The sequence below is a fragment of the Maricaulis sp. CAU 1757 genome (genome assembly GCF_054482675.1).
Map to the genome: position 1 here is coordinate 452,813 of NZ_JBTLRI010000001.1, position 23,608 is coordinate 476,420.

19 protein-coding genes are annotated in these 23,608 nt (G+C 67.9%); 7 read left to right on the plus strand and 12 right to left on the minus strand.

Annotation, left to right across the window (positions count from 1 at the left end; all coding sequences use genetic code 11):
• Positions 1–23 precede the first annotated feature (23 nt).
• Genes ACXYMR_RS02100 through ACXYMR_RS02115 form a run of 4 tightly spaced genes read right to left on the minus strand, consistent with a single transcriptional unit; the run spans position 24 to position 3,754 of the window.
• Positions 24–1,049: a tetratricopeptide repeat protein gene (locus ACXYMR_RS02100; protein ID WP_458941094.1), complete on the minus strand. Its 1,026-nt coding sequence runs from the start codon at positions 1,047–1,049 to the stop codon at positions 24–26.
• A gap of 52 nt (positions 1,050–1,101) precedes the next feature.
• Positions 1,102–1,977 (minus strand): hypothetical protein, encoded by an 876-nt coding sequence (locus tag ACXYMR_RS02105; protein WP_458941095.1) that lies wholly within the window; start codon positions 1,975–1,977, stop codon positions 1,102–1,104.
• A gap of 37 nt (positions 1,978–2,014) precedes the next feature.
• A complete protein-coding gene (locus tag ACXYMR_RS02110) occupies positions 2,015–2,905 on the minus strand; it encodes a LysR family transcriptional regulator (RefSeq protein WP_458941096.1) in 891 nt (296 codons plus the stop codon).
• Between the two features lie 15 nt (positions 2,906–2,920).
• Positions 2,921–3,754 carry a methyltransferase domain-containing protein gene (locus ACXYMR_RS02115; RefSeq protein WP_458941097.1) on the minus strand — a complete coding sequence of 278 codons (834 nt, stop codon included), beginning with the start codon at positions 3,752–3,754 and terminating at the stop codon, positions 2,921–2,923.
• 196 nt (positions 3,755–3,950) lie between these two features.
• On the opposite strand from ACXYMR_RS02115, the gene ACXYMR_RS02120 reads away from it, so the two are divergent.
• The 3 genes from ACXYMR_RS02120 to ACXYMR_RS02130 are packed head-to-tail and all read left to right on the plus strand — an operon-like array spanning position 3,951 to position 6,920.
• Entirely contained in the window at positions 3,951–4,793 is an 843-nt protein-coding gene (locus ACXYMR_RS02120; RefSeq protein ID WP_458941098.1) for a mechanosensitive ion channel family protein, read from the plus strand.
• A 4-nt stretch (positions 4,794–4,797) separates the two neighbouring features.
• The gene (locus tag ACXYMR_RS02125) at positions 4,798–5,616 is read left to right on the plus strand and encodes a magnesium transporter MgtE N-terminal domain-containing protein (protein WP_458941099.1); all 819 of its coding nucleotides are present in this window, start codon (positions 4,798–4,800) and stop codon (positions 5,614–5,616) included.
• Positions 5,613–6,920 (plus strand): magnesium transporter, encoded by a 1,308-nt coding sequence (locus ACXYMR_RS02130; protein ID WP_458941100.1) that lies wholly within the window; start codon positions 5,613–5,615, stop codon positions 6,918–6,920. The genes ACXYMR_RS02125 and ACXYMR_RS02130 overlap by 4 nt, the downstream gene beginning before the upstream one ends.
• A gap of 60 nt (positions 6,921–6,980) precedes the next feature.
• Here the strand turns inward: ACXYMR_RS02130 and ACXYMR_RS02135 are convergent, their stop codons facing one another.
• The 8 genes from ACXYMR_RS02135 to ACXYMR_RS02170 all read right to left on the minus strand — a co-directional run bounded on the left by ACXYMR_RS02135 (position 6,981) and on the right by ACXYMR_RS02170 (position 16,749).
• Positions 6,981–7,205, minus strand: coding sequence for a hypothetical protein (locus ACXYMR_RS02135; RefSeq protein ID WP_458941101.1), 225 nt, complete (start codon positions 7,203–7,205; stop codon positions 6,981–6,983).
• Positions 7,206–7,352: 147 nt separating this feature from the next.
• On the minus strand, positions 7,353–8,444 hold the full coding sequence (locus ACXYMR_RS02140; RefSeq protein WP_458941102.1) for an ankyrin repeat domain-containing protein: 1,092 nt from the start codon (positions 8,442–8,444) through the stop codon (positions 7,353–7,355).
• Between the two features lie 336 nt (positions 8,445–8,780).
• Positions 8,781–10,991: a 3-hydroxyacyl-CoA dehydrogenase NAD-binding domain-containing protein gene (locus ACXYMR_RS02145; RefSeq protein ID WP_458941103.1), complete on the minus strand. Its 2,211-nt coding sequence runs from the start codon at positions 10,989–10,991 to the stop codon at positions 8,781–8,783.
• Between the two features lie 24 nt (positions 10,992–11,015).
• Complete coding sequence (locus ACXYMR_RS02150; RefSeq protein WP_458941104.1) at positions 11,016–12,221, minus strand: acetyl-CoA C-acetyltransferase; 1,206 nt, start codon at positions 12,219–12,221, stop codon at positions 11,016–11,018.
• A gap of 261 nt (positions 12,222–12,482) precedes the next feature.
• Positions 12,483–13,085 carry an FMN-binding negative transcriptional regulator gene (locus ACXYMR_RS02155; protein WP_458941105.1) on the minus strand — a complete coding sequence of 201 codons (603 nt, stop codon included), beginning with the start codon at positions 13,083–13,085 and terminating at the stop codon, positions 12,483–12,485.
• Positions 13,086–13,107: 22 nt separating this feature from the next.
• The gene (locus tag ACXYMR_RS02160; RefSeq protein WP_458941106.1) at positions 13,108–14,274 is read right to left on the minus strand and encodes an acyl-CoA dehydrogenase family protein; all 1,167 of its coding nucleotides are present in this window, start codon (positions 14,272–14,274) and stop codon (positions 13,108–13,110) included.
• Between the two features lie 135 nt (positions 14,275–14,409).
• Positions 14,410–16,197, minus strand: coding sequence for an acyl-CoA dehydrogenase C-terminal domain-containing protein (locus ACXYMR_RS02165; RefSeq protein WP_458941107.1), 1,788 nt, complete (start codon positions 16,195–16,197; stop codon positions 14,410–14,412).
• A 69-nt stretch (positions 16,198–16,266) separates the two neighbouring features.
• Entirely contained in the window at positions 16,267–16,749 is a 483-nt protein-coding gene (locus tag ACXYMR_RS02170) for a MerR family transcriptional regulator (RefSeq protein WP_458941108.1), read from the minus strand.
• A 117-nt stretch (positions 16,750–16,866) separates the two neighbouring features.
• On the opposite strand from ACXYMR_RS02170, the gene ACXYMR_RS02175 reads away from it, so the two are divergent.
• The 4 genes from ACXYMR_RS02175 (at position 16,867) to ACXYMR_RS02190 (ending at position 23,551) form a co-directional block, all read left to right on the plus strand.
• On the plus strand, positions 16,867–18,549 hold the full coding sequence (locus ACXYMR_RS02175; protein ID WP_458941109.1) for a hypothetical protein: 1,683 nt from the start codon (positions 16,867–16,869) through the stop codon (positions 18,547–18,549).
• A gap of 216 nt (positions 18,550–18,765) precedes the next feature.
• Entirely contained in the window at positions 18,766–21,849 is a 3,084-nt protein-coding gene (locus tag ACXYMR_RS02180; RefSeq protein WP_458941110.1) for a peptidoglycan-binding protein, read from the plus strand.
• 7 nt (positions 21,850–21,856) lie between these two features.
• Positions 21,857–22,792 carry a sulfite exporter TauE/SafE family protein gene (locus ACXYMR_RS02185; RefSeq protein WP_458941111.1) on the plus strand — a complete coding sequence of 312 codons (936 nt, stop codon included), beginning with the start codon at positions 21,857–21,859 and terminating at the stop codon, positions 22,790–22,792.
• Positions 22,793–23,551 carry a TIGR02186 family protein gene (locus ACXYMR_RS02190; protein WP_458941112.1) on the plus strand — a complete coding sequence of 253 codons (759 nt, stop codon included), beginning with the start codon at positions 22,793–22,795 and terminating at the stop codon, positions 23,549–23,551.
• Positions 23,552–23,608 lie beyond the last annotated feature (57 nt).

Genomic DNA, 23,608 nt, shown 5'->3' on the forward strand with positions numbered 1-23,608 from the left:
GCTCCGCTGCTGGGGGGTGGTGTCTACTGGTTGCGCAACTCGCGCAGGCGGGACCGGGCCCGCGCCGCTTCGGCGTCACTGATGGCATGGCGTGACGCCTCGTCATAGAGCGCTGCTGCATCCTCGCGCCGGCCCTGGGCCTCGCGAATGTCGGCCAGCGCCACGGTGGCGCGGAAATTCTCCGGCTCGAAGGCCAGCATCTGCTCGAAGATCGCCGCCGCCGCGGCCAGGTCTCCCTGCTCCACCAGGCAATTTGCCTGGGCGTGCAGGTAATCCTCGTTCCACGGCTCTGCCGCGACCGCCGCGGTCTCCGCCGCGCACGGCCCGTCTCCGGGCTCGGGGGCAGCGGCAGGAGCCGCCTCCGGCCCGGCTTCGTCGGTGACCGTTTCAGGCGGCGTCTCGACGATTTCCGCGGCAAGCTCGGCCCCGGTCTCGTCCGCCGCATCCGTCGCGGTGACGGCGGCGGTCTCGCCTGCCACATCCGCCGCGCCGGTGTCGACCGCCATGCCGTCGCTGTCACTGTCGGCGACCGCAGACGCGGTCAGGTCGGCCGGGGCCGGGACAGCGCTGTCCGTCTCGGCCACCGGCATGGGATCGGTTTGCGCAGGGGGCCGGGCCGGGTCCGGCGTCGCGGCCGGGTCCGGCGTCGCGGCCGGGGCCATGGCGATCGCTCCGCCGCGCCCGAGCAGCGGCCCTTCCAGACTCAGCAGGATGCCGCCGCGCCGGATTTCCGCCTCGGCCGCGGTCCACGGCGTCAGCCCGTGCAGCACCAGCCGCCCGTCGCCGTCCTCGCCGGTCCGCACCCGCACGCCGGTGAGCACGGAGGCATCGGCCGGCACGATCTCACGGTCCCGCAAGCCGCCGCCGGTCACCACAAGCTGCGCCCCGTCCGCCAGCAGGGTCACACTGACCGCCTGGGGCTGCTCGTCGAACGCCAGCCAGACCTGCGCAGCGCCGTCGCTTTCGAGCACGGTGACATTGCGGAGATCGGCGGCCGCTGCCGGCGTCAGCAGGGCGGCGAGACAGACTAGACTCAGGCATCGGCGCATGGGGTATTCCTGGCTCGCTTACGGGTCAGTCACCAAGGGGCCGGCCGCACGCCTAACCGGTCACCGGCTCGGCCGTCGCGACCGGCGCGACATTGCACGCATCATAGCCAAACGAACCGATCAGCACACCCTCGGCGTCGCGCACGGTCTCGTAGACATAGCAGCCCTCGCCGAATTGCGGATAACGCCCGCGCACGAAGATCGGATCGCCCTCGCCATAGGCCGCGTCGGCGGCATCAAGGGCGCGCAGCGAATTCATCGCCGCACCGTCCTCGCGCGTCGTGCATTCCCAGGTCAGAAGGTCGTGGTCGACCACCCTGACACCGGTCTCGCCGCCCGAGAGCGTATAGGCCGCGGTGACGTGGTCGGCCCGGCCGTTCATCTCGTTCAGGCAGGTGTCGATGGCAGGCAGATAGCTGACCAGATAGTTCGACCAGTGATCCACGCGCGCATTCACGCGGGCGCAGCCCTCCAGCCTGCGTCCGCCAATATCCAGGCTGACGAAGTACTGCATCGGGGCTCCGTCCGCGCCCGGGCAGGGCCCGGCCTGCATCTCGAGCTCCACCGCCTCGCCGGCCGCGGTGCTGCCGGAGAACCGCCGCAGCCCGTCCTCCAGGTAGGGCCGGCCAATAACCATGTCTGCCGTGCCGCTGACCCCGTCGCGGACGAAGTCCAGCCGGGCTTCCGGAATCCCCGGCGTGGTCTCGTAGACCAGGCGCGCCGACCACTCGCCGGCGCCGGTCATGGCGTAGCCATAGCCAGACCCCGGCGCCTGTTCGCTGCGCGCCCGCGGGTGATCGAACCCGGCCATGCGCATCGGGGCTACGCCCGGCCCGACAGTCGTGGTTGCGCACCCGGTGACCACGGTTCCGGCCAGGACAAGAACGGCCAGCGCCTTACCGCGACAGGCAAGCTGAAAACTGTGCATTCTGATACCCCCGCACTCCCACCGCCAGTCTAGCCCGTTACAGACCGGCCTCAAACCGCTGGGCCACATAGTCGACGAAAATCCGCACCCGGTGGGCCAGGAAGCGGCTCGACGGGAAGACCGCCCACAGGTGGCGAGGCTCGGCCTGCCAGTCCGGCAGCACTTCGACGACCCGCCCCTGCGCCAGCGCGGCCTCGGCCGCCCAGCGCGGCGAACAGGCGATGCCGATGCCGGCGCTGGCGGCCTGGATCGCTGCCTGGGCGCCGTTCAGGGACAGGCGCCCACTGACCCGCACATCGACCGTCTCCTCGCCCCTGAGAAAGCGCAGCGACTGGGGGCTCGGCTTGTTGCGGTCGATGATAACGTCGTGCCCGGACAGGTCATCGGGATGCGCCAGCGGGCCGGCCCGGCTCACATAGCCCGGTGCCGCCACCGTCGCCATGTGCGCCTCGGCCATGCGCCGGGCGATCAGGGCGCTGTCGGCCAGATTGCCGATCCGGATGCCGACATCGAAGCCTTCATTGACCAGGTCGACCATGCGGTCGGCCAGCGACAGGCGCACTTCCACGTCCGGCCATTCATTCATGAAATCAGCCACCACCGGCATCAACCGGCTGGCCCCGAAATCGACCGGCGCGGTCACCCGGAGCAGCCCGGCCGGGGCCGAGCGCGCATCCGCCACGCCGGCCTCGAGCGCGTCATACTCCTCCAGCCAGGGCCGCACCCGGTCGAGCAGGGCCTCGCCGGCCTCGGTGAGGCGCACCGAGCGCGTGGTTCGCTCGAACAGGCGCGCCTGCAGCCGCGCTTCCAGGGCGCTGATCTGCTTCGATGCCGCGCCCGGTGTCATCGCCTCGCGCTCGGCGGCCTGGGTAAAACTGCCCAGCTCGGCGACCGAGCAGAACAGTCGCAGGGCATCAATGCGGTCCATGCTCGCCTCCCGGCCTCAGCCCGCGGGCTTGCTGGCTATGGTCTCCAGCACCATCGGGGTGAACAGGACCGAATTCTCGTCCGCCTCCCGGCGCGCCAGGAAGTCGCGGAACTCGGCAACATCGGCGGCGTCGAGAAAGCCCAGCTCGACCATGCGGTCCGGCGCCTCGCGCAGCCAGGTGGTGGGCCAGGTCCACATCATGTCGCCGGGCTGTGCCGCATGGATCAGTGGACGCATAGCGCCGGTCACCCAACCCATCTCCGCAAACAGGGCCGGAAACCGCCGGGCCACGTTCGGATCGCCGCCGAAATGCACCCAGCTGGCGCTCACGGCCTCGAGGAAGCGGTCGAACACCGGCTCGTTCGGCTCGATGCGGAAACTGCGGTAATCGACATATTCCTGGGCTACGAAGACGCCGCCCGGGCGCAGGCTGCGGTCAATGCCGGCCAGCACCTGTTCCGGGTGCGGGACGAAGGACAGACACCAGCGCGACCACACGGCGTCGAACGCCCCTTCCGGCCAGTCATGTTCGGCCAGATCGGTGTGCACGCACTCGATATTGCGCAGGCCGCGCAGCTCGGCGCCGGTCTCGACCGCCTTGAGGAAAAGCTCCGACTGGTCCAGCGCCACCACGCGGCCCTCCGGTCCGACCAGGCGCGCCAGGTCGAAGGCGGCATAGCCCGGGCCGGCCCCGACATCGAGCACGGTCATCCCGGGCTTCAGCCCGGCCCGGCGCCAGGCCGCCAGCGCCGCCTCGCGCCAGATCGCGTGCTGCAAGCCGAGCCGGTCGATTTCCTGCTGATTGGCTCCGATGATGTAATCGTCGTCGTCGAGGATGGCGTCGGACACGATGTGAACTCCCTGTCGCTGGACGCCAGACTAACGCCGTCCGACAGTCAACATCCATCGCTAATTGAAGCCGCCACCGGGCTCTGCGAAGCCCGTATTTGCGCGACTTGGGGCCAGCGATCTGCTAACAATCCGAGGGGGATGGACCGTACGCACCCACCCGTTGCGTCTGCACGGTTCCGCCAGGGAGACCCGTGTGACAGCATCTGCCAACTTCACCGAAACCGCGCGAGCCCGGCTCGCCGAGGCCGCCGCCAACGGTCTGGACTATGCCCCGGCCCTCGCGGGCGCACTGCTCGTCGTCCTGGTCGGCTGGCTGCTGGCCGGCCCGGTGCGTGCCGCAGCGCGCCGCACCCTTTCCGGTCTCGGCCGCCTCGTCGAGCGCGGCGTCGGGTCGACGACCCTGAGCCGCGCCCGCCTGCCCGCCGCCACGGCGCCGGTGCTGGGCGAACTCGCTTACTGGGCCGTCATCGTCATCACCATCACCATTGCCGCCCGCATTGCCCGCCTGCCGGCTCTCGCTGGCTGGCTCGACCAGATCGTGCGCTACCTTCCCAACCTGCTGCTGGGCGGGCTCATCCTCGCGCTCGGCTACCTGCTCGGACTGGTGGTCGGCGAACAGGTCGAACGCGCGGCCCGCACCGCCCGCTCGGGTCAGGGCGCGCTGCTGGGTCGCCTCGCCCAGGGGGCCATCGTACTCAGCGCGGTGATCATGGCCCTCGACCAGGTCGGCATCGATGTCGGCTTTCTCGTGACCCTGTTCGCCATTCTGGCCGGTGCGCTCGCCCTGTCCCTGTCGCTCGCCTTTGCCCTCGGCGCTCGCGACCATGTGGCCAGCCTGGTCGCCGCCCGGAGTCTCCGGCGCAGCCTGGCGCCGGGCTGCCGCCTGCGCGTCGGTGACAGCGAGGGTGTGCTGCTGGAAGTCACTGCCACGCAGATCGCCCTCGAAACGGCCGAGGGGCGGGCCCTGATACCGGCCGCCCGGGCCGAGACCGACGGCCTGGTCGTGCTGGCCGATGACGGGTCCGGGGAGGACTAGGCGCATGGCCGCGATCTCGCCGCTCAGCATCGGCTTCATCGAGACCCGGCCGCGCCCCGCGGCGCGCGCCCTGGCGGCGCTCGAACCGGCGGATGCCGCCGCCTTCCTGGACACCCTGGAGACGCGCTATGCAGCCCTCGTTCTGGCGCGCATGGATGCCTGGCCCGCGGCCCGGATGCTGACCCTGATGACCCCTGTCAGCGCGGCCGCACTGGCCAATGCGCTGGATTACGAACAGGCCGCCTCGATCCTGCGCCTGCTGGCGCCGGAGGACCGTGAACCGGTTCTGGCCGCCCTGCCGCGCACCCTCGCGCGGGATCTGCGGGCCAGCCTCGCCTTCCCCGCCGACACGGTCGGCGCGCACATGTCCTTTGCCCTGATCACCCAGCCTCCCGATCACAGCGTGGCCGACGCCCTGGCCGAATTGCGCAGTCCGCGCACCGCCAGCGTCGACACCGTCTATATCGTCAGCGACAAGCGAAGCCTGCTCGGCCAGGTCAGCGCCGCGGACCTGCTGCAGCGCCCGGACAGCGCGCTCCTGGCCGACATCATGGACCGGGAGGTGAGCCCCGTGTCCGCCCGCGCCCGTCTCAGCGCCGTGGCCGATCTGCCCGCCTGGGACAGTCACGCCACGCTGCCCGTGCTCAACCGCAATGGCCGGCTGACCGGCGTCGTGTCACGCGCCCGCGTGCTGCAGGCCGGGCGCCCGGGCGAACCCGCTTCCGCCGGGCTCGGCGACAGCCTGCCGGGCGCGCTGGTCATGGCGTTCGCCGCCAGCACCTCGGGCCTGGTCCAGCTGCTTGCCGGGGGGGACCAGACATGACCGGCGATTCCTCCCGCGCCGAAGTCGAGCTCGACCGGCGCTTCCTGGTCGACCACCCGCTGGAGGCCGCGCGGCGCATCGAGCAATTGCCGGTCGCCAGCGTGGCTGCTGTCGCCGCCCGCCAGCCGGTCAAGATCCTGGCCCCGGTGTGGCGCAGCCTGCTGCCGGAGACCGCCGCCAGCCTGCTGCGCGCCCTGCCCGAGGAGGTGGCGGACCGGCTCCTGTCCGAAGTGCCGCCCTCCCAGGCAGTCCGCCTGCTCGGCTTCATGCCGCCCGGCGAGGTCGAGCCTCGCCTGGCCCGCCTCGACCCGGCCACCCGCCGCGAGCTGGAAACCCTGCTGGCCTATCCGCGCGACACGGCGGGTCGTCTGATGAATTCCCAGGTCTCCACCTTTCGCCGCGATGCCACCGCCGCCGCCACGCTCGAGCAATTGCGCGCCCGCGGCCTCAACACCGCCCGCAGCCTCTTCCTGGTCGATGATGCCCAGCGCCTCACCGGCAAGGCGGCCCTCACCGATGTCGCCCTGGCCGCGCCGGACACCACGCTGGGGGAATTGGAACACCCGGTCATCGCCACGGTGCGACCGATCGACAATCTCGACGAGATCACCACCATCCTCGAACAGGGCCAGGTCCTCGACCTTCCGGTGGTCGATCTCGACGGCATCCTGCTCGGCGCCATCACGCATGACGACATTGCCCGCACCATCCAGACCGATGCGGCGATCAACCTGCAGACCATGGTCGGCGCCAGCCCGGAGGAGCGTGCCCTGTCGAGCCCGCTCTTCACCGTGCGCAAGCGCATGCCCTGGCTGCAGGTCAACCTGCTCACCGCCTTCATGGCGGCGGCCGTGGTGGGCGTGTTCGAGGGTACCATCGCCCAGGTCACGGCGCTGGCCGTGCTGCTGCCCGTGGTGGCCGGCCAGTCGGGCAATACCGGCGCCCAGGCCCTGGCCGTGACCATGCGCGGCCTGGCCCTGCGCGAGATCACCACGCGGCAATGGGCGCGGGTCATGCGCAAGGAGGTGCTGGCCGGCCTGCTCAACGGCATCGCCATCGCCATCACCTGCGGCATCGGCGTCTATGTGTGGAGCCGTTCGCCCGGCCTGGTCGCGGTGATCATGTCATCCATGGTGCTGGCCATGGTCGCCGCCGGGTTCGCCGGGGCGGTCATACCGGTCATCCTGACACGGCTTGGTCAGGATCCCGCGACGTCGTCCTCGATCATCCTGACCACGGTCACCGACATATCCGGCTTCTTCGCCTTCCTCGGCATCGCCACCCTGTTGATGCAATTCCTCTGAGCATCCGGCAAGGCGAACGCCAGGCGGACGGACCAGGGCAGGATTCAGGAGCTTGTGGGGCTATTTTTCCGAAGCGGGCTCGAAGGCGAGCAGGGCCCCGGAGTCGCGTTCGGCCGGCTTGGCCTCGGCGAATTCCACGATCACGCCGGCAGGGCTGTTGGCCCGCTCAAGCGCATTGAGCGCCGACAGGCCAAGCACAAGGGTCAGCGCCAGGGCCGCGCCCCAGCACGTCCACGCAATGGACCGGGACGCTCCGCGTCCGAACTCGACTTCAGGCAGGCTCATGGAGGCCTCGGAATTCTTGACCGGAGAATTGCCCGGCAAGATTATTTTCTCTGGTTAACGCGGAATCCCGATGTCATTTTTCATTAATCTGGCATTCATGTTGGTTAACCGTCACTTGTCGCCATCTCCTAAAGCCCGGCCCCGCCATCAGTCCGCCAACCCGGGGTCGGCACACGCGTCACCGGACCGGTCCTCGCCAGCCAGGCAGGCCGCCACCGCGGACCAGCCCAGCATCTCGGCAATCTCCGCCATCGGGGGGACATCCGGGGCCGCGACCGCCGGGTCCGCGCCGCCCCGCAACAGGGCCAGCACCGAAGCCTCCTGGTTCTCATAGGCGGCCCACAGCATCGGCGTGCCGCCCATACTGCCCTGCGCGTCGGGCGGCGCACCGGCCGCCAGCAGCGTTTCGATGATGGCGACATGGCCGCCGATCGCCGCCATGTGCAGCGGGGTCAGCGACAGGGCGGAGGCCTCGGCCACGTGACCGGCATCGGCGCCCGCTGCCAGCAGGCGCTCCACCACCGCCTCCTGCCCGTCGCGGGCGGCCTCGAACAGGGCGGTGAAGCCGATGGTATCGACAGCGTCGACAGGCCAGCCGGCCGCCAGCAGCGCCTCGAGCGCCTCGACCCGCCCGCTGCGCGCGGCCGCCTGGATCACCGGCCGACCGGCGAAATCTCGGGCCTCGTGGCCGGGGAACTCCGCCGCCAGTCGCGCTACGGACGCGGCGTCGCCGCTGTCCAGGGCCGCTTCAAGGGCCAGCTCGGCCGGCCCGCGATCCGGCGCCAGGCCGGCCTGCCGGACCAGGTTGGCCAGCGCCGCCTGGTGCCCGCGCCGCATGAGGATTTCCGGAGCCGTACCGTGGCCGCTCAGCGTGATGTCGGCACCCGCCGCCAGCAGGACCGCGATGACCTCGCCATGCCCGTAATAGGCGGCCCAGTTGATCGCCGGATCACCCATCGCATCGGCCGTGTCGAGCGCCGCGCCGGCGGCCAGCAGGATTTCCACCAGGACCGGGTCGGGCTTGGCCGCCGCCAGCATCAGCGCCGTCGCCTGCAGCCCCTCTTCATGGCGGGCGTCAGGGTCGGCACCGGCTGCGAGGGCGGCCTGCAATGCCGGCGCATCGCCTTCGCTCAGGGCCGTGGCCATCGCCTCCGGCACCTGCGCCCCGGCAGTCGGCGCGGCAGCCAGCACGGCCAGCCCTGCCCACAAGCTTGCGATCACAACCATCAGCGTTTTCATGGCAATCCCCCATCCGTTAAGCGGCCAGACTAGCCGCCGCCCCGCTCCGGTCATCTCACAATCCCGCGACGTCCTCGCGAGCCGGTGTCGATCGCTTTCCGGCAACTCCGTCCTCCACGTCCGTCCGCATTTGGGTGGACGCATCTGCTCCATCCGGGCAACCAGTTTGAGGCCGGACAGACCCGGTCGGATTATTTGCACGGGAAAAATCGCAAGCCTCTGAAATCGCAACGGAGGGCTTCGTGGAAAACGGGGATGGAAAAAATATCATCCCCAGAAATGAAAAGCCGGCCTGGAAGACCAGGCCGGCTTTCCGGTCCATCTGTCGGATCTGACCTATTCCGCCGCGACCGGCGCCTTGGCCCCGAAGCGGCCGTAGAAGGTCTCGCCTTTCTCGGCCATTTCGCGCAGCAGGCCGGGCACCTTGAACTGCTCGCCATGGGCCGCCGCCAGCTCGTCGGCGCGCGCCACGAACGCCTTGGCGCCGATGGTGTCGATGAAGGACAGCGTGCCGCCCGACCAGGGCGCGAAGCCCCAGCCCAGGATCGAGCCGACATCGGCCTCGCGCGGATCCTCGACGATGCCCTCTTCCATGCAGCGCGCCGCCTCGATCGCCTGGGCGTAGAGGATGCGGTCCTTGAGCGTGTCGACGCTCGGCTGGTCCTCGGCATAGGAACCGTTCGGCGCGAACTGCTCGAGTTCCGGCCACAGCCGCTTGGGCTGACCCTTCTCGGCCGGGTAGTCGTAGAAGCCCTTGGAGTTCTTGCGGCCGAAGCGCTCATACTCCTCGACCATCTTGAACAGGATCGGCTCGGTCGGGCTCGGCTTGTAGGAGGCGCCGAGATCGGCCTTGGTCTGCTTGATCAGCTTCACGCCGAGATCCAGCGCCACCTCGTCCTGCAGCGACAGCGGACCGACCGGCATGCCGGCCATCTTGGCGGCGTTTTCGATCAGCGCCGGCTTGACGCCCTCGGAGAGCAGATTCATGCCCTCGCCGATATAGCGCATGACGCAGCGATTGGCGTAGAAGCCGCGCGTGTCGGACACCACGATCGGCGTCTTCTTGATCGCCGTGACAAAATCGATGGCCCGCGACAGGGCATAGTCCCCGGTCTTCTCGCCCATGATGATCTCGACCAGGTTCATCTTCTCGACCGGCGAGAAGAAGTGGATGCCGATGAAATTGTCGGGACGGTCGGACGCCGTGGCCAGCGAGGTGATCGGGATCGACGACGTGTTGGATCCGAACACGGCGTCCTTGCCGATCTGCTCCTCGGCCAGCTTGGTGATCTTGTGCTTGAGCTCGGAGTTCTCGAACACCGCCTCGACCACCAGGTCGACATCCTTGATCAGCGTGTAGTCCGTCGTCGGGGTGATCAGGCCGGCCAGCTTGTCCGCCTTCTCCGGTGCGACCTTGCCGCGCTGCACGCCTTTCTGGAAATGATCCACGGCGTGCTGCTTGCCCTTGTCGGCGCCCTCCTGGTTGGCGTCGATCAGCACCACCTCGATACCGGCCTGGGCCGACACCGTGGCGATGCCCGCACCCATGAAGCCGGCACCGATCACGGCAATCTTCTTGACCGGCCGCTTCTCCTGGCCTTCCGGCCGCCGACCGCCCTTGTCGAGGTCCTGCTTGGACAGGAAGATCGAGCGGATCATGTTGCGGCTTTCCGGGCGCAGCAGGAGCTTGGTGAAATACCGGCTCTCGATGCGGATCGCCTGGTCCATCGACACCTGGCTGCCCTCGTAGACGCAGGACAGGATGTAGCGCTGGGCCGGGTAATTGCCGTAGGTCGTCTTGCGCAGCATCGGGCTGGCGGCACCGAAGATCTGCGCCCCGGCGGGGTGGTAGGGACCGCCGCCCGGGAATTTGAACTTGTCACCGTCCCAGGGCTGCTTGGCGCCCTTGGGATCGTCCTTGACCAGCTGCTTGGCCGTGGCCACCAGCTCGTCGCCCGGCACCACCGCGTCGACAACGCCCTGGGCCTTGGCCGTTTCGGCGTCATACTGCTTGCCCTGCAACATGATCGGCGCGGCATTCATCAAGCCCACCAGGCGCGGCAGGCGCTGGGTGCCGCCACCGCCCGGCAGCACGCCGACCATGGCTTCCGGCAGGCCCAGCTTGGCGGATGGGTTGTCCGACGGCATAACCCGGTAATGGCAGGCCAGGGCGATCTCGAAACCGCCGCCCAGGGCGAGCCCGTTGACCGCCGCGGCGATCGGCTTGCCGCAGGTTTCCAGGGTCCGGAAAGTCTTGTTGAGACGGAAGCATTGCTCGAACAGCTTCGCCTTCATTTCCTCTTCCGGCAGCTTGGCCAGCTCGCCCATCGAGCCGCCCATCTCGCCGAGGTCGGCGCCGGCGCAGAACGCCTTCTTGCCCGAGGTGATGACCACGCCCTTGATGGCGTCGTCATTGAGGATCTTGTCGGTCAGCGCGTCGAAGTCGTCCATGACATCGGCGGAAATGACATTCATCGACTTGCCCGGACTGTCGAAGGTGACCAGGGCAATGCCGTCGCTATCGATCTCGAGGTTGAAATTTTTCATGGTCATGTCTCCTGATCGATCCCGTTAAACCCGCTCGATGATGGTCGCGGTGCCCATGCCGCCGCCGACGCACAGCGTCGTCAGCGCGGTCTCCTTGCCGGAGCGCTCCAGCTCGTCGAGCACCGTACCGAGGATCATCGCCCCGGTCGCTCCGAGCGGGTGGCCCATGGCGATGGCGCCGCCATTCACGTTCATCTTGTCATGGTCGATATCATAAGCCTGCATGAGGCGCAGAACGACCGCGGCGAAGGCCTCGTTGAGCTCCCAGACATCAATGTCCTTGGCGTCCATACCGGCCTTTTTCAGCGCCTTGGCGGTCACCGGCACCGGCCCCGTCAGCATGATGGTCGGCTCGGACCCGATCGAGGCCATCGAGCGGATGCGCGCCCGCGGCTTCAGCCCGGCCCGCTCGCCGGCTTCCTTGGAGCCGACCAGGACCATGGCGGAACCGTCGACAATGCCGGAGGAATTGCCGCCGGTATGGACCCAGTTGAGATACTCGATTTCCGGGTATTTCTGGATGGCCACCTGCTCGAAGCCGACAAAGTCGGAGAGGTCCTTGAAGGCCGATTTCAGGGCCCCGAGGCCCTGCATGTCGGTATCCGGACGCATGTGTTCGTCATGGTCGAGAATGGTCACGCCGAGCTGGTCCCGGACCGGCACCACCGATTTGGAGAATCGGCCTTCCTTCCAGGCCCGAGCCGCCCGCTTCTGGCTCTCAACGGCGTAAGCGTCGACATCATCACGGGAAAACCCGTACTTGGTGGCGATCAGGTCAGCCGAGACGCCCTGCGGCACGATGTAGTGGTCGAAGGAGATCTCCGGGTCCATGCCCATGGCTCCACCGTCCGACCCCATCGGCACCCGGCTCATCGCCTCGACACCGCCGCCAATGGCCATGTCGGCCTCGCCGGACATCACCTTGGCCGCCGCCACATTGACCGCTTCCAGGCCCGAGGCGCAGAACCGGTTGAGCTGGTAACCCCCCGTGGTCTCGGCATAATCCGCATTGATCACCGCCGAGCGCGCGATATTGGCGCCCTGCTCGCCGACCGGCGAAACGACCCCCATGATCACGTCATCGACCATCGAGGTGTCGAGATTGTTCCGGTCCCGGATCGCCTCGAGCTGCTGCGTCGCCAGCTGCAACGCCGTGATCTCGTTCAGCGCCCCGTTCTTCTTCTTCCCGCGCGGTGTGCGCGTGGCGTCGAAAATGTATGCGTCAGTCATGGAATTTATCCTTTCGGAACAAAGTCGGTTTCCTTCCCCCACGCGTGGGGGAAGTGGCCGCGCCGCAGGCGGGGCCGATGGGGGCGCCGCGAAGCGGCGTGTCGAAGCTGGGTTTGGTCAAGGCGTCGGTCTGGGCATTGCGCAGGCGGCGAGACCGGCGACGGGTCCGTCGCCGGCCCCCATCGGTTTCGCTGACGCTCAACCCCTTCCCCCGCGCGCGGGGGAAGTCATACCTGACGTCGAAGCTGGCGGAGAGCTCAGTCACCCTTCCTCCTCCACTTCCTCGTCCATGAAATAGGCGATGGCGTGCTCGCCGCGGGCCTGCAGGGCTTCGATCAGGCGGGCGCGTTCGGAGAGCGACTTGTTCTGCGACAGCTTGGCCTTGCCTTCCATGCGGGTGATTTCCAGCTCGAAGCACTGGATCGCCGCCTCGAGCCGGGTGCGGCGCGGCTCGGGAATATCGGTGATGCGCCATTCCTCTTCAAAATCGGCGATCTGTGCGGACAGCGAGCGCTCCGCCTCGGTTCCGGCCAAAGGCACCAGCTTGCCGTGGACATGCACGGTGACGTAATTCCAGGTCGGCACATTGACCGACGGATCGGCATACCAGGTCGGCGAGATATAGGCGTGGGGGCCGGGAAAGATGGCCATCGCCTCCTTGCCGGCAAGGATCGCCTCGGAGGCCGGGTTCATGCGCGCCACATGACCGATCAGGACTTCGCGCTCATCCGCCAGCCGCATCGGGATATGCGTCGCCGCCAGGTCCGGCTCGCCCGGGATCAGCAGGATGGCAAAATCATTGGCCCGGATGAAGGAGCGCATCTGGGCTTGGTCATCCATCTTGTTGTGCGGCGGTGTGTACATCAGGCGGATCTCCGGTGACCGATCAAAGCGTCCTCGCGATCAGCAGTTTCATGATCTCGTTGGTGCCGCCATAGATGCGCTGGACGCGGCTGTCGCGCCACATGCGGGCGATCGGGTATTCGTTCATGTAGCCATAGCCGCCGTGCAGCTGGACGCATTCGTCCATCACCTCGTTCTGGGCGTCGGACACCCAGTACTTGGCCATCGAGGCGGTGGCGGCGTCGAGCTCGCCCTTCATCAGGCGCTCCGAGCAGTGGTGCACGAAGACTTCCGCCATCGTCGCCTTGGTCTTGCACTCGGCCAGCTTGAACTGGGTGTTCTGGAATTTCAGGATCGGCCGGCCAAAGGCCTCGCGCTGCTTGGCATAGCTGATTGTCTCGTGCAGGGCGCGCTTCATGGCACCGACGCCCTGGACGGCGATCTGCAGGCGTTCCTGGGGCAATTGCTGCATCAGCTGGATGAAGCCCTGGCCCTCCTCCGGGCCGAGCAGCGCATCGGCCGGCACCCAGACATCCTCGAAGAACAGCTCGGCGGTGTCCTGGGCCTTCATGCCGACCTTGTCGAGCAGGCGGCCGCGCCGGAAGCCCTCGACCTTGTCGGTCTCGACCATCAGCAGCGACACGCCGTCATAGCCCTTGGACGGATCGGTCTTGGCCACGACGATGATGAAATTGGCCGAACCGCCATTGGTGATGAAGGTCTTCGAGCCGTTGATGCGATAGCCATTGCCGTCCTTCAGGGCCGTCGTCTTGACGTTCTGAAGGTCAGAGCCGGTGCCCGGCTCGCTCATCGCGATGGCACCGATCAGCTCGCCGGAAATCATCCGCGGCAGGATCGACTTGCGCTGCTCGTCCGAACCGTAATGGGTGACGTAAGGCGCGATGATCGAGTTGTGCAGGCCAACGCCCCAGCCGCCCGCGCCGACCTCGGCCCCGGCCGTGTGGAAGACGTATTCATGGCCCCAATCCCCGCCGGCGCCGCCGAACTCCTCGGGCACGGACGGGCACAGGATGCCCGCCTCGCCGGCCTTGGTCCACAGCTCGCGATCCACCATGCCCTGCTTTTCCCAACGCTCGGCATTGGGCACGCATTCCTTCTCTATGAAGCCGCGCACGGCATCCTCGAAGATCCGGACATCCTCGCGATCGAGAAAGGCCGGGCGTGGCACATTGAGTGGATCCTGAAACATGTAACGTCCTCCCCAGAACGTAGTCTTTGATTGGGCCGAAGCTCGGCTATCCCCGCTGGAAATGCGTCTGCATGCACGACTGGAAAGAGCGGGCCGCGCGTCTCACCGGCGCGGTCCCGCCTTGACAGTCTGCGCCTAGAAGGCCTCCGCTTCCAGCGCCATCATGGTGTCGGCACCGGCCTCGACCTTGGCCAGGTGCATGGCGGCTTCCGGGACCCAGCGGTCGAGGAAATACCGGCCCGTGACCAGCTTGTTGGCATAGACCGGATCCTTGTCACCGGCTGCGACCTTTGCCGCGGCGGCCTTGGCCATCTTGGCCCACATATAGGTCAGGCAGGTCAGGCCGAAGAGGTTGAGATAATCGTGGCTGGCCGCGCCGGCATGGTCGAAATTCTCCAGCGCGTTGTTCATCAGCCAGTCGGTAGCCTGCTTGAGCTTGCCCTTGGTGTCGGCCACCGCGTTGATGAAGGGCTGGGTTGCTTCATCCCCGCCCGCGGCGACAAACTCGTCCAGCTCGTTGAAGAAGCTGGTGATCGGGCGCATGCCATTCATCGCCAGCTTGCGACCGACCAGGTCGAGCGCCTGGATGCCGTTGGTGCCCTCGTAGATCAGGGTGATGCGGGTATCGCGCAGCAGCTGCGACGCGGCCCACTCCTCGGTAAAGCCCGAGCCGCCATGGACCTGCAGGCCGGCGGAGACCATGTCGAAGCCCTTGCCGGTCAGGTAACCCTTCACCACCGGGGTGAGCAGGGCCATGTAATCGCCGGCCTTCTCGCGCACCGCCGGATCGTCGGCCTTTTCCTCCAGATCGCCCTGCAGGGCCGTCCAAAGACCGAAGCAGCGGGCCGCCTCGACGAAGGATTTCTGGTCCATCAGCATGCGCCGCACGTCCGGGTGGACGATGATCGGGTCGGCCGGGCCGTTGGGGTTCTTCGGTCCGGTCAGTGAGCGCCCCTGCAGGCGGTCGCGGGCGAAGGCGACCGATTGCTGGTAGGCCGCCTCGGCCATGGCATAGCCCTGCAGGCCGACGCCCAGGCGCGCCTCGTTCATCATCACGAACATGACCTTGAGGCCCTTGTTCTCCTCGCCGACCAGCCAGCCGGTCGCCTCGTCATAGTCCATGACGCAGGTGGCGTTGCCGTGGATGCCCATCTTCTCTTCCAGGCCGCCACACTTCAGCGAGTTGCGCTCCCCCGGATTGCCGTCCGCGTCGGGAATGAATTTCGGCACCACGAACAGCGAGATCCCCTTCACGCCTTCCGGCGCGCCCTCGATACGGGCCAGCACCAGGTGGACAATGTTTTCCGCCATGTCGTGCTCGCCGGAGGAGATCCAGATCTTCTGGCCGGTGATCTTGTAGGAGCCGTCACCCTGCGGCACCGCCTTGGTGCGCAGCAGGCCGAGATCGGTGCCACAGTGCGGCTCGGTCAAATTCATCGTCCCGCCCCACTGGCAGGAGATCATCTTGGGCAGGTAGAGATCCTTCTGCTCGTCCGTGCCCGCCGTGTGCAGCGCCGCGGCGGCCCCCAGGGTCAGGCCCGGATACATGCCGAAGGCCATGTTGGACGAAGACACCATCTCGTTGATGGCCAGGTTGAGGACATGCGGCAGGCCCTGGCCACCATATTCCGGGTCGCCGGACAACGCCGTCCAGCCGGCTTCGCCCATCTGCTTGAACGCGTCCTTGAAGCCGGTCGGCGTCTTCACATTGCCGTCGGCATCGCGCACGCAGCCTTCCTTGTCGCCGACGCTGTTGAGCGGCGCCAGCACGCCCTCGCAGAACTTGGCGCCCTCCTCGAGGATGGCATCCAGCGTGTCGGCGTCCGCATCGGCGAAGCCCGGCAGATTGGAGTACTGGTCGAGCTCGAGCACGTCATGCATGACGAAACGGATGTCACGGACCGGGGCGCGATAAGGGGTCATGTGAGGGTCTCCGGGGAGTAAGGGGAAGGTCGTTGGGAGGTGAGGGACGGTCGGGAGGCGTACATGGCGTCAGCCCGGCGACAGGCCGGACCAGCCTTCCAGCCGCGCTTCGGCCAGGGCCTCGAAGGCGCGGGCCCGGCGGCGCACATCGTCCGGCGGCGTGCGGTCCTCCATGCGCTCCTTCATCCAGGCCAAGCCGGCTTTCAGTTCGGAAATGGCGCGCTCGACGTCTTCGCGCTGCTGCTGCAGCACCTCGATGCGCGCCTCGAAGCGCGTGATCGCCGGCCCGAGACGCTCGCGGCCACCGCGGTCGATCGCTTCCAGGTCGAGGATTTCCTTGATCTCGTCGAGGGCAAAGCCGACGCGCTTGCCGCGCAGGATCAGGTCGATACGGGCCCGGTCGGCGGCCGAATAGATGCGCGCGGCGCCGCGCCGGGTGGGATGGATCATGCCCTTCTGCTCGTAGAAACGGAGCGTCCGGGGCGTCACGCCGAATTCCTGCGACAGCTCGCGGATGGAAAATTCGGTATCGGGGGTCACCGGCTTGATCATGAATGCATCATGGGCACACGCTTACGCGAACGTCAACGTAAAAACCGCACGCCCATGACGAAAAATCAACGCACCCGCCCCCTTCCCAGCTGGCGCCGCGCGCGGCATGGTCGCGCCATGTTGTTGACCCGCCTTACCCCCGCCCTCGTTGCCGGCCTCGCCCTGGCTGCACCCGCCACCGCCCAGGACCGCGACGAGGCCCAGCCGGACCCCGGCTTCTCGATCATGGCGCCCGCCGCGGAGGCAAGTTCCGACGCCGAACCCGAAGCGGCCGCACAGGACACGGTGAGCTTGCCGACCGGGGTGCGTCCACTGCCCACCGGCCCCGCACCGGCAGACACGGCGCCCGATCCGTCGAACCAGGAACCGATCGAAGCCCCCGCCCTGGTCGGCTCGCCTCCTGTCGGCGGTGCCCACCTCGATCGTTCCAGCTATCTGGAAGCCCGCGGCATCCGCGACGCCTCGATCCTGACCACGCGCTGGCAAATCGAGCGCAGCGCCCTTGATGGCAGCCCGCTCGACAGCGAGACCCGGGAGATCGTGCTCGGCGACGGCTATGCCTTCGAGACTGGCGCCGACGGCACGGTGCACGACTTCGACCTTAACCGCATTCTCAGCCGCACCCAGACGCTCGACGGAACGGTGATGCGCAACCGCCCGGTGGTCACCCACGTGCACCGGCAGATGAACACCTTCGCCTATTTCACCCAGGGCGGAGAGCTGGACGAGGTCGCGGGCCCGGGCGGCGCCCTGTTCGAGCGCTTCTGGATCGAGGCCGCCATGGGCGTGCGCCTGTCGCCGGTCGACCTGGTTACCACCGTGACCGATGACGGAGCGACGGAAGTCCGGCGCGCCGAGCTGGGCAGTGTCGTATTCGGCTTCACCCCCGACCCTTCGACCAGCGGTGCGGCCGCAACCCTGTTCATCTCGTGGCTGCGCCACACTCTGCCGATCCACCCCGATGCCCTGCTGGCCCTCGACGAAACCGCGGGCCTGCCCAGCACCTTCGAATTCATCGTGTTCAGCCCCAGCAGCCCGGATGGCCGCCGCGAACGCTGGACCCGCATCGAGACCATATCCGGCCACGCCAGCTACCCCTGGCCGTCCGACATCACTGCCGCCAGCGGCTCGGCCTACGCGCAGAGCTCGACGGCCCTGGCCAGCCTCATTGATATCGGTCACGCCGCCCTCAAGACACCGCAGCCCGTCAATGATGCCGGGTTCATCGCGGCAGCCGACCGGCTGCAGGCGGCCGGCGACCTGGCCGGTGCCTACCTCGCCCTGTTCCAGTCCTCACACGTGTACGGGCCATGCCGGGCCCAGACCGACCGGCCGAGCTGCGCCCGTATCAGCCAGGTCGCGGCCGCCGGTCTCGGCAATGCCGAATTCCAGGGCCTGATGAACGCCCTGTCGAACATGACGAACGACCGGGCGGCGGCCATCGCCGGCCTGCGTCCCCATCTCGACCGCCCGGGGCCGGCCGGCGCCGCCGCCAACCTGCTGGCCGCGCAGGCCCTCGCCACCTTGCGGAGCACCGACCCCGGTGCCGATGTCGACCTGCAACCCATCGGCCTGTTCAGCGCCAGCGCCGCCGCCGATCCGCACGCCGCCATGACCTATTGGCATGCCGGCCGCTATGCCGCGGCCCGCGATGACCTCGATGCCGCCTGGCTCCTGTTCGAGATCGCCGCCGGCCTGCCCTCGCACCCCGACCTGCCGCCGAGCCGGGAGGCCGCGGCCATGCGCAGTCAGCTGCGCAGCCTGGCACCACAATTCTTCGTCGCCGAGGCGCCGCGTTAACACCACTTGTCCACAGATTTTACCGCCCATTAACCGAGTCGCGGCCTTGTACTGGAAGGTGAATTCGATCCCTTGGGACCGATTCCGGTGATTCGGTGTGGAAACACTACATCTTGTGTCCCCACCCTTGGTTTACACCAAATTAACCGGCCGATAGCGTGGTCCGGTTAGAATGAGCGAGCGATTCGAATGTCGGCTGGAGGTGGTCCCTGGAGCGTGAAAGGTATTGACCCACGCGCTCGGGCGCGGGCCAAGACAGCTGCGCGCAAGGAAGGGGTCACCCTCGGCGAATGGCTCAATCGCGTCATCCTCGACGACAATGACCCGGCCGGCCCGCAATGGGATGATGCCCTCGAGGCTTTCCCGGGCTTCAGCGGCGGCCAGGCCTTCGACGGCGACGAGGACCGTCTGCTGCGGGCCATGGTCAACCGGCTCACCGATCGCGTTGAATCCTCCGAGGCCATGTCGGCCAAGACGCTGGGCAATCTCGACCGCGCCATCAACCAGCTGGCCGAACGCATTGCCAAGGACGACACGACCCGCGCCCAGGAGATCAAGACCGCCCGCGACGCGCTCGACCAGATCCGCATCGGCCAGGACGAGTTGGGCGACCGCATTCGCGACCTGGAATCCCGTCCGGCCGGAACCGCGTCGACCGACCGCGCCGTCGAAACCTCGATCATGAAGCTGGCGCGGCGTCTCTACGAACACGAGAACGACACCGCCGCCCGCCTGCACGCGGTCGACGAGGACCAGCGCAGATCCTCGGAAACTCTGGAAAGCCGCCTCGCCCGCCTGGAAAGCCGGGCTGACGATTTCGCCGAACTCAGCAAGAAACGCGAGGACCGCACGGCCATTTCGCTGCAGGACATGCAGCGCAATACAGACAGCCTGCGCGCCCGCGTCGAGAGCACGGAACGTATTGCCGACAAGGCCGGCAGCGCTCTCGAGGGATCTCTGTCCAAGCTCGATGACCGGCTGCGCAGCCTCGAAACCCGCAATTCCAGCGAAACGCTCGAGCTGGAGCGACGCTTCGACCGCCTCTCCAACGAGGTCGCCACCATCATCGCCGACACGCGCGCCCAGATGACCAAGGCCGTGGACAAGGCGGCCGCCGAACCGCGCGTCGAGAAGCTGGAAGCGGCATTGACCCAGGCGCTCGAGCGCATCGGCGATGCCGAACGCCGCCAGACCGAAAGCATGTCCCGCCTGGGCGAGGAGATCACCAAGCTGGCCGGCGCCATCGACCGCCGCCTCACCGAGAGCGAGCAGCGCGCCACCGAACTGCGCCGCGACAGCGAGAAGGAAAACCAGCTCGAGCGCCGCTTCGACGAGGTTCGCGACGAGAACCGCCAGGCCATCCGCAAGATGGGCGACGAAGTGACCCGCCTCGGCCGCTCGCTGGCCGATCGCATCGTCAAGTCGGAAGAGCGCACCAATGAAATGGTCGACACGGCCACCGAGCGCATGGCCCAGATGCTCGACCGCTTCGATGAGAACCGCGGTGCCCGGGAGGAAGACCTTGAAGCCCGCCTGCGCCAGTCCGAGGAGCGGACCGCCCAGCGGATCGAAGATGCGCTGAGCGGGGTCCAGGAACGCATGGCGACCGTGCGGGCCGATACCGAGGATGCCCTGTCGCCTGTCCAGCGGGCCATGTCCGCGCTGGCCGACCGGCTGGAAGCCATCGAGGCGCGCACGCCGGCCAAGCCGTCTGGCAAGCCGGCGTCCGAGGCTACCGACGACGACGCTGGCACGGCCGATGAAGACACGGACTTCTCCAAGCCGCTGGGACCGCCGCCGCAGGCTGAGACACCGACCAGCCGGTTCGAGAGCGATGTCCATGACCCCTTCCTGGAGCCCGACCCGGCGCCGGTCGCGGCCCCGATTCTGCGCGAACGTCCCACACCCCAGCCAAAACCGCAGGCCAAGGCCAAGCCCGCCGCGGCGCCGCGCCCTGCCCCTCAGCCCCGCCGCATCGGCGCCACCGCCGACCCCGATTTCCTCGCCGCGGCCCGTGAACGCTCCCGCCTGACCGCCAACTCGATGGCCGCCGGCGCGCAGCGCCAGCACTCCAAGCTTGGCCGCAGCCTGCTCTACGCGCTGCCGGTCGTGGCCCTGATCATGCTCACCGGCGCCGGTGTCATCCTGGTCTGGGAAGCGACCCAGTCCGATAGCGCCGCAACCCGGGCCAGCCTCGACGACGGCGGCCGTGACTTCATCGCACAGGTCGAAGCCGGCCTCGCCGAGACCACCCCGGCGCTGAGTGCCCCGGCCCAGGCTGCACCGCGCCAGACCGTGGCCGAGCAACGCGCGGCGGAAGCGAGCGCGGCGACGGCATCGGGCGCACCGGACCGCCCAGGCGCATCGCAGTCCGCCCCGGCTCGCACCCAGGCGCCGTCCAATGTCATGGCCGATGCGTCCAACACGTCGGTGCCGGCCCCCTCCAACAGCCCGGCCCGCTCGGTCGCCCCGGTGAGCTCAGCGCCAACGTCTGCCGTGACGCTGGAGAGCGCCGCTGCCGAAGGCGACCCGGTCGCCCGCTACATGCTCGGCATGCGGGCCATCGAAGACAATGATCCGGCGACCGCCGCCATCCTGCTGCGCCGCGCCGCCGAACAGGGCGTCCCGGCGGCCCAGTATCGCTACGCCAAATTGCTGGAAAGCGGCGAAGGCGTGGAGATCGACCTGGAGGAAGCGCGCCGCTGGACCGAGCGCGCCGCCAATGCCGGGCATCGGCGCGCCATGCATAATCTTGGCGTCATGCACTATTACGGCACCGGCGTGTCCACCGACACGGCCCAGGCGGCACGCTGGTTCCAGGAAGCCGCCCTGCTCGGACTGCAGGATAGCCAGTTCAACCTGGCCCTGCTGTACGAAACCGGCGATGGCGTGCCGCTGAGCCTGCCCGACGCCTATGCGTGGTTCACCATCGCCTCGACGGATGGCGATCCGACCGCCAGTCAGCGTGCCGCCGCGATCGAGGAAATGATCGAGCCTGACGCCCTCGCCGCCGCGCAGGCGACGGCAGCCAGCTTCACGCCGCGCGCCATCGATGCCGAGGCCAACGGTCTCTATTCGAACATGCCCTGGCAGGATGGAACCCCCTCTGATCCGGCCATGGTTCGTCGCGCCCAGGGATTCCTCTCGGTGCTGGGCTATACGCCGGGCCCGATTGACGGCATGATTGGTACCCAGACACGCGATGCCATCATGCAGTTTGAAAATGATCAGGGACTGAGCCCCACCGGCCGCATCGACGCTGCTCTCCTCGAGCAGCTGGCGCAGGCCGCGGCCGGCTAGATCCAAGGTGCAAATCTACCTCCCGATCGCCGAAATCTCAGTCAACATCTTCCTCCTGCTCGGGCTTGGCGCGGGAGTCGGATTTCTCTCCGGCATGTTCGGCGTCGGCGGTGGCTTCCTGCTCACACCGCTGCTCTTTTTCATCGGCATCCCGCCGGCCGTTGCCGTGTCGACCCAGGCCAACCAGATCGTCGCCTCCTCGGCGTCCGGCGCGCTGGCACACTGGAAACGGCGAACCCTCGACGTCAAGATGGGGCTGCTCCTGCTGGCCGGCGGCGCGGTCGGCTCGGTGCTTGGCGTGCAGCTGCTCGGCATACTCCAGGCAATCGGACAGGAAGAGCTGATCATTTCCCTCGCCTATGTCGGCTTCCTCGGGATCATCGGCTCGCTGATGCTGGTCGAGAGCGGGCGCTCGCTCTGGTACAAGCGCTACCCGGAGCGTCGGCCCAAGGGCCTCAGCACACGCCGCAAGCGGACCTGGATCGACGCCCTGCCGGTCAAGATGCGCTTCCCGCGCTCCGGCCTCTACATCTCGGTCATCCCGCCTGTGGCCATCGGCTTCCTGGTCGGCACGCTGGCCGCCGTGATGGGTGTCGGCGGGGGCTTTGTCATGGTCCCGGCAATGATCTACCTGCTGCGCATGCCGACCAATGTCGTCATCGGAACCTCGCTGTTCCAGATCCTCTTCGTGACCGCCCTGACCACCTTCCTGCAGGCGACCCAGAACCAGACCGTCGACGTGATCCTGGCCGCCCTGCTGATCATCGGCGGCGTGGTCGGCGCCCAGTTCGGCGCCCGCGCCGGCCGGCACGTGCCGGCGGAAGAGCTGCGCGCCCTGCTGGCCCTGATGGTGGTCGCGGTCTGCCTGAAGATCGGTTGGGACCTGGTGGCCACCCCGTCCGACATGTTCGTGGTGCTGCCACAAGGCGGGGAGGGTCTCTGAATGCTGTCCCTCCTGGTCCTCCTCGCGGCGCTCCAGACCCAGCCCACGATCACCCGGGCCCCGCCCAGCATCGTCGCTGCCCTGACCCACGAGACCGTCGAGATCCGGGAGGACTTCGACGGCATGGAACTTGTACTTTACGGCGCCACACAGGGCCTCACCATTCGCGACGAGATCGTCGTCGTCCTGCGCGGCCCGGGACGCGACCTGCGGGTCATGCAGAAGCACCGCAATTTCGGCGTCTGGATGAATACCGCGCCGCTCGAATTCCACAATGTGCCCAGCTATTACGCCATCGCCACATCGCTGCCGCTCGAGGACATCGCCTCCGAGGACGAGCTGCTGACCAGCGGCATCGGCCTCCAGGCCACCCTGCTCAATCATGCCAAGGCCGTCGCCGACCGGCGTCCCGACGCCGACCTCGACGCCTATGTCGAGGCCATGGCCCGGACCGGTCGGGCCCAGGGCCTGTTCGCCGAAGCGCATCGCGGCGTGGAAGTGCTCGATGGCGGCCTGTTCCGGGCGACCATCGCCCTGCCCCCGCTCACTCCCGTCGGCAATTACGTGGCCGAGGTCTATCTGTTCCGAGATGGTCGCCCTGTGGCCAGCCGCTCCGCCAGCCTGCGCGTCGAGAAAGCCGGGCTGGAGCGCTTCGTGTACGAATTCGCGCACGGACTGCCGGCGCTCTACGGCCTCGCCTGTGTCCTCCTCGCCATGCTCGCCGGCTATCTCGCCAGCGTCGCCTTCAGCCGTCGCTGACCCTGCGTTGCGCCTCCGGGAGAGCGGGCACACGACGATGCCTGAGGATGCGCGCTG